Genomic DNA, 18,227 nt, shown 5'->3' on the forward strand with positions numbered 1-18,227 from the left:
ATTAAATTCCCGAAGGGAGCGTGGCGAAAGCCACTTTTTTATTATCAAAACAATATATTGTATATAAAATTTTTAGTGTGACATCCCCATATTTTTATTTGAAAAAAATTAAAAAAAATAAGGCGTTTTATATATTTTTTATACTATTTAAAAATATATAATATGTATTTTTCTGTAAAAAGCATAAATTACTAAGATTTTATCAAATATTATCTTACTGTACAAGAAATAAAAAGTAGCCTCATATAATATATTGAAGTTTAGAGTAAGGCTAATATTCAGTAAGGAGTGGTTAAGGTGTTGAGAGTATTTGTTTTTGCTATAGGTTTTATTATGGTTGCTTTTGCAATAAGATTTTTTATTGATGAAATTATGCTGTATAAAAATGGCGTAAGAAAGGAAGCAACTTTAATATTGATGAAACCTTATAATCATGTTGATATAAATAAATATAGAAATAAAGTATATGATGTTGGGATAGAACCTATTTTAGAAGTAGACAATGGGAATAAAAAAGTGATAATTGAATATGATGATTATGATGAATTTAAATATTTAAAAGTTGGTGATAAGGTAAAAGTTATATATCCCAAGGAAAACATAGGCGAGATAAAGAGATACTCATTTTTTAAAATATTTAAAACTAGTATAGCATTATCTTTAATAGCAGTTTTTATCATTTTTGTAGGAACAAGTTTATTATAAAGGTGGAACTTATTCCACTTTTTCTTTTATAGGAATATTATTTAATTGATTTCGAAAGGAATTTTTATTATTATTAAATATAGGAGTGACATATTTTTATGGAGAGTGAACTTATGGATAAAAATGAATCAAAATTTGTTTTAAATAGATTGTTAGTACAGTTATATGGAGATATATTGAAAATAGAAGAAAAGTCTTTGCAAGAAGGAGAGTTCTCCGATTTATCAGTTACTGAAATACATATTATAGAGGCCATTGGTATTAAAGGATGTAGGACTATGAGTGAAATTGCTTATGATTTAAGCATTACAGTAGGAACACTGACTACAGCAATTAATAAATTGATTAAGAAAGAATATGTAGAAAGAAAACGTATTGAAGAGGATAGAAGAGTGGTTCTTGTTAATCTTACAGATAGAGGAAAACTTGCTTATGATAATCATGCCAAATTTCATGCTGATATGATAGATAGGCTGATTGAAGGATTTGAAAAAAAAGAGGAACTTGTCTTGATTTCTACTTTAAGCAAATTAACAAACTTCTTTGAAGAAAAATATCATTTAATAAAAAAATAATAATTATATTTAAGGAATTAATTTTAAAAAATAAAATTAATTCCTTTTTTTTAAATAAATAAAAGCTAAGTGAAATATATATATAAATATATATTTTATTAGGGGTGGTGAATAAATGAAGAATAAATTTAAGCTGCTATCTATATTAAGTGAGGTGATATTGTTAAGTATATTATGCGGCTGCTCAGATAATAAAAAAAATACAGGAAAAGATGATGAAATTTATCAAATAGGAATAAATCAAATTGTACAGCATTCTGCCTTGGATTCAGCAAGGGAAGGATTTATTGATGGACTAAGAGAGAAAGGATATGTTGATGGAGATAATATAAAAATTGACTATGAAAATGCTCAAGGTGATGTATCCATTGCTCAAACTATAAGCAAACAATTTGTAAATAATGGTGTTGATATGATTTTTGCAATTTCCACATCTTCAGCTCAATCTGCTTATAATGCAACAAAAGAAATACCTATAGTCTTTACAGCTGTAACTGATCCTGTAGCAGCAGGAATAGCTAATAGCTTTGAAAGTTCTGGTAATAATGTTACAGGGATGTCAGATATGGTTTCTATGACAGAGCAAATTGCTTTATTGCAAGATATTATACCAAGTATAGAAAAAATAGGGGTTATCTATAATACTTCAGAAGCAAATTCAATAGTTCAAGTTGATGAATTAAAAGCTGCCGCTAAAGAAAGAAACTTAGAAGTGAAGGAAATATCAATTACCACTATCAATGAGATAAATCAAAATCTATCAGCAAATATAAAAGATATTGATGCATTGTATATTCCTACTGATAATACTGTGGCATCAGCATATGAATTAGTAGGAAGTATATGTTTAAACAATAATATACCGATGTTATGTGCTGAAGAAGCAGGAGTGAGTAAGGGCGGCTTGTGTTCTATAGGAATAGATTATTATAAGTTAGGAAAAGAAGCAGGATATAAAGCGGTGAAGGTTATTGAAGGTATGGTTCCTTCTGAGATAAAGATTGAAAAATCATCAGATATGACTGTTACTATCAATTCTGATGTAGCAAAAAAAATTAATATAGAAATACCTAAAGAAATTGAAGAAAATGCTCAAATTGTAACTGGAGGAGTGAACTAAATGAATCTTATAATTAATGCCATTGAAGAAGGTCTGCTATTTTCTATTGTTTCAATGGGAGTATATATAACATATAAGATTCTTGATTTTCCGGATCTTTCGGTGGATGGCACCTATCCATTAGGGGCAGCCATAACAGCAGTTCTTCTTGTAAATGGAGTTAATCCTTGGCTGGCAATTATAATTTCATCAGCTGGAGGGGCCATTGCAGGTTGGATAACAGCCTTTTTACATGTAAAACTTAAGATAAGTAATTTGATGTCAGGTATTCTTGTGATGATAGCTCTTTATTCTGTGAATTTAAGGATTATGGGAAAATCTAATATGCCGCTATTTAGCACAAATACCATATTTAAGAATGCTGATTTTCAACCTATCTTTATAATAATAATCATAGTAGTTATCTGTAAGATTATTATAGATACTTTTTTAAAGACTAAAAGAGGTTTCTTACTTATGGCAGTAGGTGATAATGAGCAAGTAGTATCATCTTTAGGAATAAATAAAAATAGTGTTAAGGTACTTGGATTAATGCTTAGTAATGGATTAGTGGGAATGGCTGGAGCCATTCAAGCCCAAAAGTATGGTTATGCAGATGTAAATATGGGGCAAGGAATTGTGGTAATGGGACTAGCAACAGTTGTGATAGGACTAACTATTTTTAGTAAGATTTCATTTATGAAATGCACAACTATATCTATTCTAGGAGCAATTATCTATAAAGTAGCTATTGCTATTGCTTTAAAAATAAATTTTAATCCTAATGATTTAAAATTAATAACAGCAATAATAGTTATAATTGCCTTAGCTTCTAATAATGGAATTTTTAAATTTAAAAATAAGAAAAATAAAGAGAGAAGGCGGAGAAAGTGCTGAAAATTAAAGATGTATATAAGGTTTTTAATGTAAATACCATTAATGAAAATAGAGTATTTGATGGATTTTCTCTTCAAGTAGAAAAAGGGGAGTATGTATCAATAATTGGGTCTAATGGTGCTGGCAAGTCTACATTACTAAATTTAATAACTGGAAATTTACCAGTGGATAGTGGAAGTATAATGATTGATGGCGAAGAAGTTGTAAAGAAAGAGGAGTATTATAGATGTCGTTATATAGGGCGTGTATTTCAAAATCCGTCTGTTGGAGTGGCTCCGAATATGAATATATTAGAAAATATGTCGTTAGCAGATAATAAAGGTAAACCATATGGAATAAAATTTGCTATAGATAAGAAACGTATAAATTATTATAAAGAAGAACTTAAAAGATTGAATTTAGGTTTAGAAGATAAGCTATATAATAAAGTTAACTTATTATCTGGAGGACAAAGACAAGCTTTAACTCTGATTATGGCTGTAATGTCTAATCCTAAAATATTGTTGTTAGATGAACATACAGCAGCATTAGATCCTAAAACATCCATAAAAATAATGGATATAACTAATAAAATTATAGAAGAAAAGAAGATAACAACATTAATGGTTACTCATAATATTAAGCAAGCTATAGAAAGTGGCAATAGATTGATAATGATGCATGAAGGAAAAACAATAATAGATGTTAGTAAAGAAGAGAAGGCAAAGCTAAATAGAGATAGGCTGATTGAAATGTTTGGTAAAGCTAATATGGAAGATGTGCTAAGTGATAGAAGTTTATTAAGCACATTTTAGCAATTGTTATATAAAAGAGTAGAAATAGAAGAATAGGAAAATATTCTAATTCATTTCTACTCTTTTTTGCATTATTTTATAGAAAACTAAAAAATTAAAAATGATTTAATAATAAATTAAATTACTTTTAAAGGAATATATGGTGATAATAAAAATACTAATTTAGTTAAAAAATAATCTATGTAAAAGAAAAAGGTAAAAATAAACAAAGTGTCTGAAGATGTTATCAATAGCAATAAATAAGCATTTTAAGAAAGGAGAGATTTGCATACAATAAAAAATATGAAAAAAATTAGAAAAAAAGTTTGACAAAAAATAAACGATATAATACAATAAGGATGTGGACATGTTAAAAATATAACAAAGTCCTAAAGAAAATAAGTAATTCAATATAAACTATTAATCATAGATTTAAATTCAGGAGGGATTCAAATGAAAGTTACAAATGCTCAAGAATTAACAAAAAGAATTGAACAATTAAGAGAAGCGCAAAAACAATTTGCTACTTTTTCACAAGAACAAGTAGATGAAATTTTTAGGCAAGCAGCTTTAGCAGCTAATCATAACAGAATCAAACTTGCTAAAATGGCTGTTGAAGAAACAGGAATGGGTATAGTTGAAGATAAAGTTATCAAAAATAACTTTGCTGCTGAATATATATATAATCAATATAAGAACATGAAGACTTGTGGAGTTTTAGAAGAAGATAAAACAAGCGGAATAACAAAGGTTGCAGAACCGATTGGAGTTATATCTGCAATAGTTCCAACAACAAACCCAACTTCTACAGCAATATTCAAATGTTTAATAGCTTTAAAAACTAGAAATGCAATAATCATTTCACCACACCCAAGAGCTAAAAATTCAACTATTGAAGCTGCTAGAGTAGTTTTAGAAGCTGCAGTTAAAGCAGGAGCTCCAGAAGGAATAATTGGATGGATAGATCAACCTTCAGTTGAATTATCACAAAACGTTATGAGAGAATCAGATATAATTCTTGCTACAGGTGGGCCAGCAATGGTTAAAGCTGCTTACTCATCAGGAAGACCAGCTTTAGGAGTTGGAGCAGGAAATACTCCAGCAATCATCGATGAAACAGCTCACATTAAAATGGCTGTTAACTCAATATTACTTTCTAAGACATTTGATAACGGTGTTATTTGTGCATCAGAACAATCAATCGTTGTTTTAGAACAAGTTTATGATGAAGTTAAGAAAGAATTGGCTGAAAGAGGAGCTTATATCTTAAAAGGTGAAGAAATAGATAAGGTTAGAAGCATAATCCTAAATGAAAAAGGTGGATTAAATGCTGATATGGTTGGTCAATCTGCTTATAAAATAGCTAGAATGGCAGGAGTTAACGTTCCAGAAAGTGCTAAAGTTTTAGTTGGTGAAGTAACTTCAGTTGAATTAGAAGAACCATTCTCACACGAAAAATTATCTCCAGTTTTAGCAATGTACAAAGCTACATCATTTGAAGATGCTTTAAATAAAGCTGACAGATTAATTGAATTAGGTGGTATGGGACATACATCAATACTTTACACTGATCAAGTTAAGAATAGAGATAGAGTTTTAACATTTGGTGAAAGAATGAAAACTGCTAGAACATTAATCAATATGCCAGCAGCTCAAGGTGCCATCGGAGACTTATTCAACTTTAAATTAGCTCCATCATTAACTTTAGGATGTGGATCATGGGGTGGAAACTCAGTTTCAGAAAATGTTGGTCCTAAGCACTTAATCAATGTTAAGAGCATTGCTGAAAGGAGAGAAAATATGCTTTGGTTTAGAGTTCCAGAAAAAACTTATTTCAAATACGGATGTTTACCAATAGCTTTACAAGAATTAGCTGATATGGGTAAAAAGAAAGCATTCATTGTAACTGATAGAGTATTATTCGATATGGGGTACACTAATAAAGTTACGGATGTACTAGATGCAAACGGAATCCAATACAAAATATTCTCAGATGTTGAACCAGATCCAACTTTAAGATGTGCAAGAGCTGGTGCTGCTGAAATGACTGCATTCAACCCAGACGTTATAATTTCACTTGGTGGTGGATCAGCTATGGATGCTGCTAAAATCATGTGGGTTATGTATGAGCACCCAGAAGTTAACTTCCACGATTTAGCTATGACATTCATGGATATAAGAAAGAGAATATACAAATTCCCAACTATGGGTGAAAAAGCTATGATGGTTTCAATAGCAACTTCAGCTGGTACTGGTTCAGAAGTTACTCCATTCGCAGTTATCACTGATGAAAAATCAGGAGTTAAATATCCATTAGCTGACTATGAACTAACTCCAGATATGGCTATAGTTGATGCAGAATTAATGATGACTTCTCCAAGGGGATTAACAGCTTGTGCTGGTATAGATGTATTAGTTCACGCAGTTGAAGCGTATGTTTCAATAATGGCATCTGAGTACACTAATGGTTTAGCTTTAGAAGCAATCAGATTAGTATTTAAATACTTACCAGATGCTTACAATGAAGGGACAACTAATATTAAAGCAAGAGAAAAAATGGCTCACGCTTCATGTATGGCTGGTATGGCATTCTCTAATGCATTCTTAGGAATTAATCACTCAATGGCTCATAAGTTAGGTGCATTCCATCACTTACCACATGGTATGGCTAACTCATTAGTTATGACTGAAGTTATCAGATTCAACTCAGTTGATGCGCCAACTAAACAAGCAGCATTTGCTCAATACAAATACCCAAATGCAGCATGGAGATATGCTAGAATAGCTGATCACTTAGGATTAGGTGGAAATACTAACGAAGAAAAAGTTGAATTATTAATCAAGGCCATTGAAGAACTACAATCTAAAGTTAATATGCCAAAAACAATAAAAGAAGCCGGTGTAACTGAAGAGAAATTCTATGCTACATTAGATGAAATGGTAGAACAAGCATTTGATGATCAATGTACAGGTGCTAATCCAAGATACCCATTAATGAAAGAGTTAAAAGAAATGTATATAAATGCATTTGATGTAAAAGCAGATGCTCAAGCAGATGCTCAAGCAGAAGCAGCTGCTACAAGCAAAAAAGCTAATAAAAAGAAGTAATTAAAAATTAAGAATCAACTCAATAATGTTTATAAATTAATGCTTTGTGTAAATACCTCTAAATAGAAAAAGTTATTTAGAGGTATTTTTTTATAAATTTTTTTAATACTTAAATACCTTGTAATATTTTAAATATACTTGGATTCCATGTAATTCAGTACTAATACCTAAAAATACAAATATACCCATAAAAGCCATAAGAAAAATAACTATAAATTGAATAAAATTATTTTTTATATCTTTAAACATTTTTAATAATAATATTACCTTAAATTTATTAAATATAACATAATATAGTATTAAATAAGGAAGAGAAGATCATAAAGCTAGTGCAGATGGTATAGCTGAACCTATTAATTAGAGAAAAATATAATAGTAATTAATGTCAAGTATAAAAATGGTAAAGTGGTTAAAAGCCTATTATATAAGGAAAGTTAGAAATGAATATTATGGATATAAATCTTTATATATAAATTAATAGTATGTTTTGGCACATGTACCTTTTATTATTTAAGGAATACTTATAAAAATATGTTATAACTATATATGAGCAAGGTTGGTAGAAGTAAAAAGTACTTCAACTAATAAAATATTGGACAAGATATTGTCTGAAAAAATAAAAAGGAGTGGTACCAATGAAAAAAACAATAATTGCCATAATGTTATCAACATCGCTAATAGGAGGAATAGGAGCTACTATAGGAAGTAAAACTGTAGAAGCAGCTACCTTAAAAGCAAAAAGAGGATTTATTACAACTATAATAAAGGATAATGTAAAAGATTCAGAAGTATTGAATTTAAGTAGTGATTGTGGAGTATATCAAAGAAGAGTTATATTCAAAAAATATTTTGGATGTATAAATGGACAAACTATAAATATATATAAACCTATTTGTAATGGAGGAATTATAATAGGTAATGGAAGCAATTCTAATAATGAAAATGATTCTAATATAGGAAATGACAATAATAACAATACAGAGAATAAAGATGAAATAAATAATAATAATAACAATAATAATGCTTCAAATGGAGATATAAGTACAATAGTACCTCCTACGCAAACTGAAAAACCATCAACAGATAAAGATACATCAATTGATGAAAAACCATCAATTGAACAAAAACCAAATATAGAACAAAAACCTTCAGTAGATGAAAAGCCATCAGAAGAAATAAAACCATCACCGGAAAATAATAGCAACTTAGGTGAAGTAAATGATAAATTTATGACACAAGTTGAAAATTTAATATATGAAAAAGTAAATGAAGAAAGAACTAAGGCTGGTTTAGAAACTTTATCATATAATACTACAATGGAAAAGTATGCAAGAATTAAATCACAAGATATGGGTGATAATAATTATTTCAGCCATGAGGATTTAAGTGGTAATTTAATAACAACGCAAATGAAAAATGATGGAGTTACATATAGAGCTTGGGGAGAAAATATAGCTTATATAGGTGGAGTATCTGATGCTAATGCATTAGCAGAGCAATTTATGACAAATTGGATGAATTCACAGGGACATAGAGAAAATATATTATCATCTAAATTTTCAAGTATAGGTGTTGGTGTATATAAAATTGGCAATAAAGTATATGCAACACAAGAATTTTATAAATAAGTAAAATTAAAAAATATGTATTAAGTTTAATTTTTAAATTACGACAGTAGTGAAAATAGGGTAATTTTATTACTGTAAATAGGAGTGAAGAGGTTTGAATAAGAATAAAAAAATTAATAAAGAAAAAACTTTAGCTTTAGTTTTGGCTGGAGGATTAGTTACATCAACTTTAAATGTAGTAAATACTTCAGCAGATATGATACAAGATGTTAATTTAGTAGAATCTGTGAGTACATCTAATGAATCAGTTATACCAAATCAAACATTAAATTTTGATAAAAGTAAGCCATCAGACATAACTATAACTGGAGTTAAATTTAATAGCAAAGATTTAAATTCAATATCTATTACAAATGAAAAGGGAGATCCAATTAATTTTAAATTAAATGAAATTAATGTAGATAAGGATAGTGCAACAATTACAATACCTTCAAATGTTATATCAAATTTAAATTTAACTGTAGGTGTACATGCTATTTCTTTACATTTTTCAGATGGTTCAGCTACTATTGGAGCGGTATCGGTGAATGTAATTGATAGCAATTCAGCAGTGAATCCTCCAAAAGATGATAATACGATAGTTGTACCACCAGTTACACCGCCATCAGATGATAAAAATGATAAAGAAGATACTATCACAAAAAAACCAACAATAGAGTATCAAAAATTAACTTTTGATATGAACAATAAACAAGACTTAGTAGTAAGTAATGTTAATTTTGATAATACTAAATTAGAGTACATATATATTAATGGAAAAGAAATATCAGCAACAGAGCTGAAAATTGAAAATGATAAAATAATAATACCATCAAATGTTATATCTAATGTAATTAGTGTAGAAGGAAATTATACTATTTCATTTAAATTTTCTGAAGGAAGTTCATTAATAAATGCAGTAGATATTGAAGTTAAAGATAAAAATGTTATAGTACCACCAGTTACACCGCCATCAGGTGATACGGTAACGCCACCAAGTATTGATAAAGAAAATACAATTGTTATTGATAAAAATAATCTTAAGAGTATAGAAATTCCTAATTTTATTCCTAGTGGAAGCAATGTAAAGTTTGTTACTATTAATGGTAAGAAATTACCTGTAAAATATATGAATATAAGAACTGCTTCTAATGAGGAAATAACTCCTGCAGTTTATGTTTATGGAGATAAATTAGTTATTCCTGTTGAAGTTTTAAAGTATGTTGGTATTGATGTTGATAAATATGATATTGAAGCTACTTTAGAAGATGGAACAACAGTTTCTAAATCAATACAATTACAAGTGATAAATTCATCGAATAAAGAAGATGATAAAGTCACTGAAAAGCCATCAGATAATAATCAAATAACAAATAAACCATCAAATAAACCATCAAACAATGAGATAGCAAATGGTAATGCTAATAAAAATGATTCTATAAAACTAGAGAATAGTTCAAATAACAAACTACCTAACACTGGTGCAGCAGTAAGCAGTGGATTAATTGGTTCATTATCAACTTTAATTGGTGCTGTGTTATTAAGAAAGAAAAAATAATTGAATATAGTTATAATTTTATAATGTTAAAAGGGCTATATTGAAAGAAGTTTTGTACTAGTCAACAAAAAGGGGAATTCAAATTAGAATTCCCCTTTTTTGAAGTTTAAATAAACTAGATGGTGTTTTGAAAGATACCTTCTATGATACCAGTAACACAACCAAGAACAGAACCAGCTTGAAAAGGTGATAAATATATATAATTTTCAAGTAAACTAAATAAAACTACTGATATAAGGAGTATTATGCTGTGTAACATCATTTTAGAGTTTATAGGTCTTTTAGAAATTAATAATTTTTTTTCTTTAAGAAAGAATTTGCTGTATAGATGTAATTTTAATTTGTTGATAAAAATAAAAAAAATAAAAAAGAATACAATAAAACTTAAGAGAATTTTGCAGAGAGAAATAAAAATAGTCAATGCATCACCTTAAAAATTGTTTCTATTATAATATATTAAATAAAGTGGAAATGTGTTTGATTTTTATGGTAATATATTATGAATAGATACATAAATGCGAGGTGAAAATATGAAGCCATTAGCAGATTTAGTGAGACCTACAGAATTAGATGAGGTATGTGGGCAAGAACATATATTAGGAAAAAATAAAATACTAGATAGAATTATAAAAAGTGGACATATCTCTAATATGATTTTTTATGGACCTCCTGGAACTGGCAAGACAACAGTTGCTAATATAATAGCTAAAAAGGCTGGTAAAAGATTTTATAAATTAAATGCAACCAATGCATCTTTGAAAGATATACAAGATATAACAAAGGAATTAGATACTTTTTTGGGAATGAACGGTGTTGTTTTATATTTAGATGAGATACAAAATTTCAATAAAAAGCAACAACAATCATTGTTAGAATATATTGAAGACGGAAGGATTACTCTTATAGCTTCAACTACAGAAAATCCTTATTTTTATATATTTAAAGCCATCTTAAGTAGATCAACTATTTTTGAATTTAAACCTTTAGGAGAAAAAGATATAAAGAAGGCTTTAGATAGAGCCATTACTTTAAGAAGTAAGGAATATAATGAGATTTGTATTAAAGTTACCAATGAAGCTAAAGAATATTTGGCTGCTTACTGTAATGGTGATGTAAGAAAGGCTCTTAATGGATTAGAGGTAGCTTTAAATTCCACTAAACCTAATGATGATAAAGAGATACTGATTGATTTAGAAACTGCTAAAGATTCAACTCAAAGCAAGGTAATAGCTTTTGATATGGATGGAGATTCTCATTATGATATATTAAGTGCATTTCAAAAGTCTATTAGAGGTAGTGATGCTGATGGAGCAATTCATTATTTAGCTAGACTTATAAAAGGTGGAGATTTAATATCTATATGTAGAAGGCTACAGGTTATTGCGTCAGAAGATATAGGACTTGCTTACCCACAAGCTGCGTTTATTGTAAAGTCTTTAGTTGATTCAGCCAGGGAACTGGGGTTTCCAGAAGCTAGAATTCCTCTGGCGGAAGCTACAATACTACTAGCAACTAGTCCAAAATCAAATTCTTCATATGTTGCTATAGATAGAGCTTTAGATGATTTGGAAAATATAACTATAGATGATATTCCAATGCATTTAAAGGATGCGCATTATGGAGGCGCTAGTAAACTAGGAAGAGGAATAGAGTATAAGTATCCTCACAAATATGAAAATCATTATGTGAAACAGCAATATTTACCAGATAATATTAAAAATAAAGTGTACTATGAATATGGTGATAATAAAATTGAAAAAACTATGAAAGAATACTGGAGCAGGATTAAAGGGAAATAATATTAAGATGAAGTATATTAAGCTTCATATTTTATGGATATTTGCTGTTATATAAATAGTAACAAGTTAGATGGCTATAAAAGATTCAAAGAGATTAATGGAGTAACAACAGCTATGATGAAATCAAGCTTTTCTTTGAATTCAAAATTGCTGTCGATTTTTTTTATATCTATGTTGACAAAAGCCGAGTACTTTGCTAAGATATAAACATCAAATAAAACATAGTAAAATAGTCAGAAATAAAAAGGGGTGGAGAAATGAAACTTTCAACAAAAGGAAGATATGGAGTAAAGGCAATGGTGGATTTAGCAATTCACTATGGAGATGCACCCGTTTCTATTAAGACGATATCTAGTAGACAAAGTATATCAGAGTATTATTTAGAGCAGCTATTTTCCCCTCTAAGGAAAGCTAAGCTTATTACAAGTATTAGAGGAGCTCAAGGAGGATATGTTTTAGCAAAAGAACCTAAAGATATAAAAGTTTCTGATATTATGAATATTTTAGAAGGTCCTGTGGAGGTTGCAGATTGCATTGATAATGTATCTTGTGATAATATAGATTGTTGTGCCACAAGATTGTTATGGACAAAAATTAAAAATAGTATAGATGAAGTTATGGAATCAATAACTTTACAAGATATAGTAGATGATTATAATGAAATGAAAGATAAAAATTCACTTTTAGAATTAAAGAGGAGAGAAGAATAATGAAAACAACTTATATGGATTATTCAGCTACAACATATGTTAAACCAGAAGTTTTAGATGCAATGATGCCTTTCTTTACAGAAAAGTTTGGTAACCCATCATCATTCTATGGAATATCAAGAGAAACAAAAATGGCAGTAGATAATGCAAGAGCACAAGTGGCTAAAGCAATAAACTGTGATCCAAATGAAGTGTATTTCACAGGTGGTGGATCAGAAGCTGATAACTGGGCAATAAAAGGTATTGCCACAGCTCATATGAAAAAAGGAAATCATATAATAACAACTAAGATAGAGCATCATGCAGTATTACATACTTGTGAATTCTTAGAAAAATTTGGTTTTGAAGTAACTTACTTAGATGTTAATGAAGAAGGATTTATTGATTTAAAACAATTGGAATCAGCGATAACAGATAAAACTATTTTAGTTTCAATAATGTTTGCTAATAACGAAATAGGAACAATCCAACCAATAAAAGAAATTGGAGCAATTTGTAGAGAAAAGAAAGTATTATTCCACACTGATGCTGTTCAAGCAATAGGTTCAGTACCGGTAGATGTTAAAGAAATGAATATTGATTTATTATCCTTAGCTGGACATAAATTATATGGGCCTAAGGGAATAGGTGCTTTATATATAAGAAAAGGTGTAAGAATAGATAACTTAATTCACGGTGGTGGACAAGAAAGAGGAAGAAGAGCAGGTACAGAAAATATTCCAGGAGTAGTTGGTTTAGGAAAAGCTATCGAAATTGCAACTGAAAATATTGAAGAAAATAGAGCAAGATTAACTGTATTAAGAGATAAGTTAATTGACGGAATCCTAGAAAGAATTCCATATGCTAGATTAAATGGACCAAGAGGAGATAAGAGATTACCAGGAAACTCTAATATAAGCTTTGAGTTTATTGAAGGAGAATCAATTCTTTTATCATTAGACTTTGAAGGGATTTGTGCATCTAGTGGTAGTGCTTGTACATCGGGTTCTTTAGATCCTTCACATGTATTATTAGCCATAGGATTACCACATGAAAAAGCACATGGTTCTTTAAGAACAACTTTAGGTGCTGCATCAACAGAAGAAGATGTGGAAAAATTATTAAATGAATTACCACCAATAATAGAAAGATTAAGAAATATGTCACCATTATGGTACGACTTTAAAAGAAAAGGAGAAAGATAATTATGATATATAGTGATAAAGTAATGGATCATTTTAAAAACCCAAGAAATGTAGGAGAAATAGACGACGCTAACGGAGTTGGAGAAGTTGGAAATGCTAAGTGCGGAGATATAATGAAAGTTTATTTAAAAGTTGAAGATAACATAATCAAAGATGTTAAGTTCCAAACTTTTGGATGTGGATCAGCTATAGCATCATCTTCAATGGCTACAGAATTAATTAAAGGAAAGACATTAGAAGAAGCATGGGAATTATCAAATAAAGCAGTTGCAGAGGCTTTAGATGGACTTCCACCAGTAAAAATGCACTGTTCAGTATTAGCAGAAGAAGCTATACATAAAGCAATCAATGACTATAGAAAAAATCAAGGGTTAAGCTTAGAAGGTTGGGAATTTGAAGAAACTGATCACGATGAATTACACGATGCAGTGCATGGACACGAATAAGATTTAAGGTGTGATTAGATGAAAAAGAAGAAAAAGGTAGTTATAGGTATGAGTGGCGGAGTTGATAGCTCCGTTGCTGCTTACCTTTTAAAGGAGCAAGGATATGATGTAATTGGTGTAACAATGCAAATATGGCAAGAAGATAAAGATTACACAGAAAGAGAAGGTGGTTGTTGTTCCCTTTCAGCAGTTGATGATGCAAGAAGAGTTGCTAATAAAATAGGAATACCTTTCTATGTAATGAATTTTAGAGATTCATTTAAAGAAAAGGTAATAGATTATTTTGTGCAAGAATACATAGATGGAAAGACACCTAATCCATGTATAGCATGTAATAAGCATTTAAAATTCGATGAGCTTTTAAGAAAAGCTAGAGGAATTGGGGCTGATTATGTTGCTACAGGTCATTATGCTAAGATAGAAGAAAGAGATGGAAGACATCTTCTGATTCGTTCAGATGATTATAGAAAAGATCAAACATATGCATTGTACAACTTTACTCAAGATCAATTAGCACATACTCTAATGCCATGTGGAGAATACACAAAGGATAGAATTAGAGAAATAGCTAAGGAAATTGGCTTATCTGTATATAATAAAAAAGATAGTGAAGAAATATGTTTTATTCCAGACAATGATCATGGGAGATATATTAAAGAAGCTAGACCATTAGAAGTAGTTAAAGGAAACTTTGTTGATAAGAATGGCAATGTTCTAGGACAACATAAAGGTATAGTATATTACACTATAGGTCAAAGAAAAGGTCTAGGAATAGCTCTTGGAAGACCAGTATTCGTTACAGATATTAATCCAATGACTAATGAAGTAGTTTTAGGACCAGAAACTGATATATTTAAGACAGATTTAGTTGCTAAGGATGTAAACTTTATTCCTTTTGATAAATTAGAAGGAGAAATTACAGTAGAAGCTAAAGTTAGATATTCAGGAAGGCCTGCTGAAGCTGTTATATCTCCAATGGAAGATGGTAAAGTTAAAGTAAGCTTCAAGGAAAAACAAAGAGCAATAACTAAGGGTCAATCAGTTGTATTCTATCAAGGAAACATTGTTGTTGGTGGTGGAATAATTGAAGGACTTGCATAAATTTAAAATTAACCATTAAAAAGAAACTCAAAGATTTGAGTTTCTTTTTCTATATCTATTTGATAGAATTTATTTAGTATGAGAAAAATAACAATAGATTAGAGAGTAATGATGAAAGAATTATTGGATCAATTAAAAGAATTAATTATAAATAAAGAATATAGTAAAATAAAATTGATGTTAGAGATAACAGATAAATATATTAAAGGAAAGCTTTTTGAGGAGTTTTTGGCCATGCTTTTTCAGGGAAATGGTTTTATAGCTACCATAAAAGGTGGAGCTTTTGATGGTGGAGCAGATATACTTTTATCTTATCCTAGCAATCCTAATAAGATAGTTTGGATTGTACAGGCTAAGAACTATCTTAATCCATTGAATAATAGTGATATTATTGCTGAACTTAAAAAGTTTGAGAAAAAAGCTAGCAAAGAATATAACTGTAGACAGTTTATGATAATATCGCTTAATGGATATATAGAAAATATAAGGCTATTTAATAAGACTAATATGTCTTTAGAGGATTTTAAATTCCTACAAGTTTTAATAGATAACTATAGTGAGGAGCAAAATAGGGACATACTTTTGCCAGATTTAAAGCCTCATAATAGATATACATATAAGGAAGTTAAGGCTATATTAGAAAATGAAAAAAGAGTTGCTGTTTCTAATGCAACAGGAACAGGAAAAAGTTTTATTATACTGCAAATGTTATTTGACTATTTAGATAGAAAATCTATTCTCATAGCACCAAGTAAGGAAATTATCATGCAATTAAAAAATATAGCTCCATGGTGTGTTAAAAGTTGCAAGTTTTATACATATAGCAAGTTAGCAGCTATGGATAGAAGTGGTAAGTTAAATGATATTAATGTAGAGTTGATATTATTAGATGAATTGCATAGAGCTGGTGCAGAAACTTGGGGAAAAGCTGTAAAGAAAATAATAGATAAAAATAAAGAAACTTCTATTGTAGGGTTTTCAGCTACACCTATAAGGTTTTTAGATAATAATAGGGATATGATTGAAGAGCTTCTACAGGGTAATTGTGTTACGCCACTTAGTCTTTCAGATGCCATTGTAAGAAAAGTATTGCCTAATCCAGTTTATGTTTCAGCAATTTATAATCTTGATAAAGAGATAAAAAAACGTATGGAACAAATGGAAGAAGAAATCATCACTAAAGAAGATAAAAAAAGATATATAAAAGAGCTTGAAGAGTATAAAAAGATATGGCAAAAGGAAAATAATATTCCAAACATAATAAAAAAGCATTTGCCTTATGGACATAACATTAAGTTTATCGTATTTTGTGAAAATAATTTTCATTTAATAAAAATGATACCAAAGGTAAATGATTGGTTTAAAAAGGCTTTTCCTATTTGTAAAAATATTAAAAGTTATACTATAACATCTCAAAGTAATAATGTAAAAAATACAATAAATGATTTTCAGGAAGATAATAATCAGCATGAAATAAAGCTACTATTTGCTATAAGTAAGTTAAATGAAGGGCTTCATTTAAAGAATATCAGTGGCATAATGATGCTTAGAAATACCAGATCACCAGTTGTGTATTATCAGCAGTTAGGAAGATGCCTCACTTCTGAAAATGTTGATAATCATCCAATAATATTTGATTTTGTAGATAATATTGATAATCTAGAATTGATTAATTTTAAACGTGATTTAATGAAAAGTGCAGAGGAAAATAATAAATACAGAGCTTCATTGGGGTTATGTGAAGAGCGAATTAATTTTGCCTTATATGAAGAGCATGAAGATGTCATAAGTAAATTTAGAAATATTGAAAAAAAGATTACTTATAATTGGTATGATAATTTTAATTATCTAGTGAAATTCTATGAAGTAAATGGTCATATAGAAGTACCTAAAGATAAAGCAAATGAGAGACTTTATAAATGGTGCGCTCTACAAAGAAGCTTATATAATAAACAAGTTCTTAATGAGGAATTTGTACAGTGTTTAGAAGCAATAGATTTTAAATGGGATTTAAGGCTTGAGAAATGGAAAGAGAATTTAAAGTCGTATCATAATATATTAGAGAGTAAATACCATAGTAATATATTATATTATGAAATAGTCAATGAGAGTTATTATATACCTATTTATCAATTTGAAGGATTATCTATGGAAGAGGAAAAAATAATCAAATGGTTTTATAGGCAGATAAATATATTTAAGAAGGATGAAATGGAAGAAAGTAAAAAGAATATTTTCATCAGTGAGTTACGGAACATTGAAAAGTATGTAGAGAATAAGTGGCTTAAATCCATATGGAAGATAAAAAGCTTTTATAACTTTATGAAAAATGAATATAAAATTGATTGTAATAAATTTAAAATTGCTCCTGAAAAAGATGAATTAAAAGAGCAAATTTGTTTAGAATTTAATAATAAGAGTATTATTGAAAATACAATTGATAAAAATTTACCTAAATCATCAGTAAGAAGCAAGGTTAATTTAAAAGAAAAGGAAGAAATGCATTTTGTTGCAGCATTTATTAAAGAAAATATGTATTTAGAGAGTATGGAAGGCTATATAGATCATTTAAACTATATTTATTATAAAAAGTTATTGGAAGTTTTAAATAATGTACCATCGTAGTAATTGAGGGTACAATAGCAGCATTTTGTGGCAATAATTC

At 29.1% G+C, this 18,227-nt stretch carries 14 protein-coding genes; all 14 read left to right on the top strand.

Annotated features, from left to right (window positions below; all coding sequences use genetic code 11):
* Window positions 1–297: 297 nt before the first annotated feature.
* The 14 genes from Q5O29_RS01990 (at window position 298) to Q5O29_RS02055 (ending at window position 18,187) form a co-directional block, all read left to right on the top strand.
* Window positions 298–705 carry a hypothetical protein gene (locus tag Q5O29_RS01990; RefSeq protein ID WP_022211348.1) on the top strand — a complete coding sequence of 136 codons (408 nt, stop codon included), beginning with the start codon at window positions 298–300 and terminating at the stop codon, window positions 703–705.
* A gap of 113 nt (window positions 706–818) precedes the next feature.
* A complete protein-coding gene (locus Q5O29_RS01995) occupies window positions 819–1,280 on the top strand; it encodes a MarR family winged helix-turn-helix transcriptional regulator (RefSeq protein WP_022211349.1) in 462 nt (153 codons plus the stop codon).
* 115 nt (window positions 1,281–1,395) lie between these two features.
* Window positions 1,396–2,400, top strand: coding sequence for an ABC transporter substrate-binding protein (locus Q5O29_RS02000; protein ID WP_022211350.1), 1,005 nt, complete (start codon window positions 1,396–1,398; stop codon window positions 2,398–2,400).
* The gene (locus Q5O29_RS02005; protein ID WP_022211351.1) at window positions 2,401–3,276 is read left to right on the top strand and encodes an ABC transporter permease; all 876 of its coding nucleotides are present in this window, start codon (window positions 2,401–2,403) and stop codon (window positions 3,274–3,276) included.
* Complete coding sequence (locus Q5O29_RS02010; RefSeq protein WP_022211352.1) at window positions 3,270–4,070, top strand: ABC transporter ATP-binding protein; 801 nt, start codon at window positions 3,270–3,272, stop codon at window positions 4,068–4,070. Before Q5O29_RS02005 ends, Q5O29_RS02010 begins: the two co-directional genes overlap by 7 nt.
* A 432-nt stretch (window positions 4,071–4,502) precedes the next feature.
* On the top strand, window positions 4,503–7,157 hold the full coding sequence (gene adhE / locus Q5O29_RS02015; RefSeq protein ID WP_022211353.1) for a bifunctional acetaldehyde-CoA/alcohol dehydrogenase: 2,655 nt from the start codon (window positions 4,503–4,505) through the stop codon (window positions 7,155–7,157).
* A 635-nt stretch (window positions 7,158–7,792) separates the two neighbouring features.
* Window positions 7,793–8,785 (top strand): CAP domain-containing protein, encoded by a 993-nt coding sequence (locus tag Q5O29_RS02020; RefSeq protein WP_022211354.1) that lies wholly within the window; start codon window positions 7,793–7,795, stop codon window positions 8,783–8,785.
* Window positions 8,786–8,879: 94 nt separating this feature from the next.
* Window positions 8,880–10,322 carry an LPXTG cell wall anchor domain-containing protein gene (locus Q5O29_RS02025; protein WP_022211355.1) on the top strand — a complete coding sequence of 481 codons (1,443 nt, stop codon included), beginning with the start codon at window positions 8,880–8,882 and terminating at the stop codon, window positions 10,320–10,322.
* Window positions 10,323–10,852: 530 nt separating this feature from the next.
* Window positions 10,853–12,121 carry a replication-associated recombination protein A gene (locus tag Q5O29_RS02030; protein ID WP_022211356.1) on the top strand — a complete coding sequence of 423 codons (1,269 nt, stop codon included), beginning with the start codon at window positions 10,853–10,855 and terminating at the stop codon, window positions 12,119–12,121.
* A gap of 257 nt (window positions 12,122–12,378) precedes the next feature.
* A complete protein-coding gene (locus Q5O29_RS02035; RefSeq protein WP_022211357.1) occupies window positions 12,379–12,831 on the top strand; it encodes an Rrf2 family transcriptional regulator in 453 nt (150 codons plus the stop codon).
* Window positions 12,831–14,015 carry a cysteine desulfurase NifS gene (gene nifS / locus Q5O29_RS02040; protein ID WP_022211358.1) on the top strand — a complete coding sequence of 395 codons (1,185 nt, stop codon included), beginning with the start codon at window positions 12,831–12,833 and terminating at the stop codon, window positions 14,013–14,015. Before Q5O29_RS02035 ends, nifS begins: the two co-directional genes overlap by 1 nt.
* Window positions 14,016–14,017: 2 nt before the next feature.
* Window positions 14,018–14,461 carry a Fe-S cluster assembly scaffold protein NifU gene (gene nifU / locus Q5O29_RS02045; RefSeq protein ID WP_022211359.1) on the top strand — a complete coding sequence of 148 codons (444 nt, stop codon included), beginning with the start codon at window positions 14,018–14,020 and terminating at the stop codon, window positions 14,459–14,461.
* Between the two features lie 18 nt (window positions 14,462–14,479).
* Window positions 14,480–15,562 (top strand): tRNA 2-thiouridine(34) synthase MnmA, encoded by a 1,083-nt coding sequence (mnmA, locus tag Q5O29_RS02050; RefSeq protein ID WP_022211360.1) that lies wholly within the window; start codon window positions 14,480–14,482, stop codon window positions 15,560–15,562.
* 111 nt (window positions 15,563–15,673) lie between these two features.
* Complete coding sequence (locus tag Q5O29_RS02055; RefSeq protein WP_022211361.1) at window positions 15,674–18,187, top strand: DEAD/DEAH box helicase family protein; 2,514 nt, start codon at window positions 15,674–15,676, stop codon at window positions 18,185–18,187.
* Window positions 18,188–18,227: the final 40 nt, after the last annotated feature.

It is taken from the genome of Clostridium sp. CAG:265, assembly GCF_000436575.1.
GTDB classification, from domain to species: Bacteria; Bacillota; Clostridia; order Clostridiales; family Clostridiaceae; genus Clostridium; species Clostridium lentum.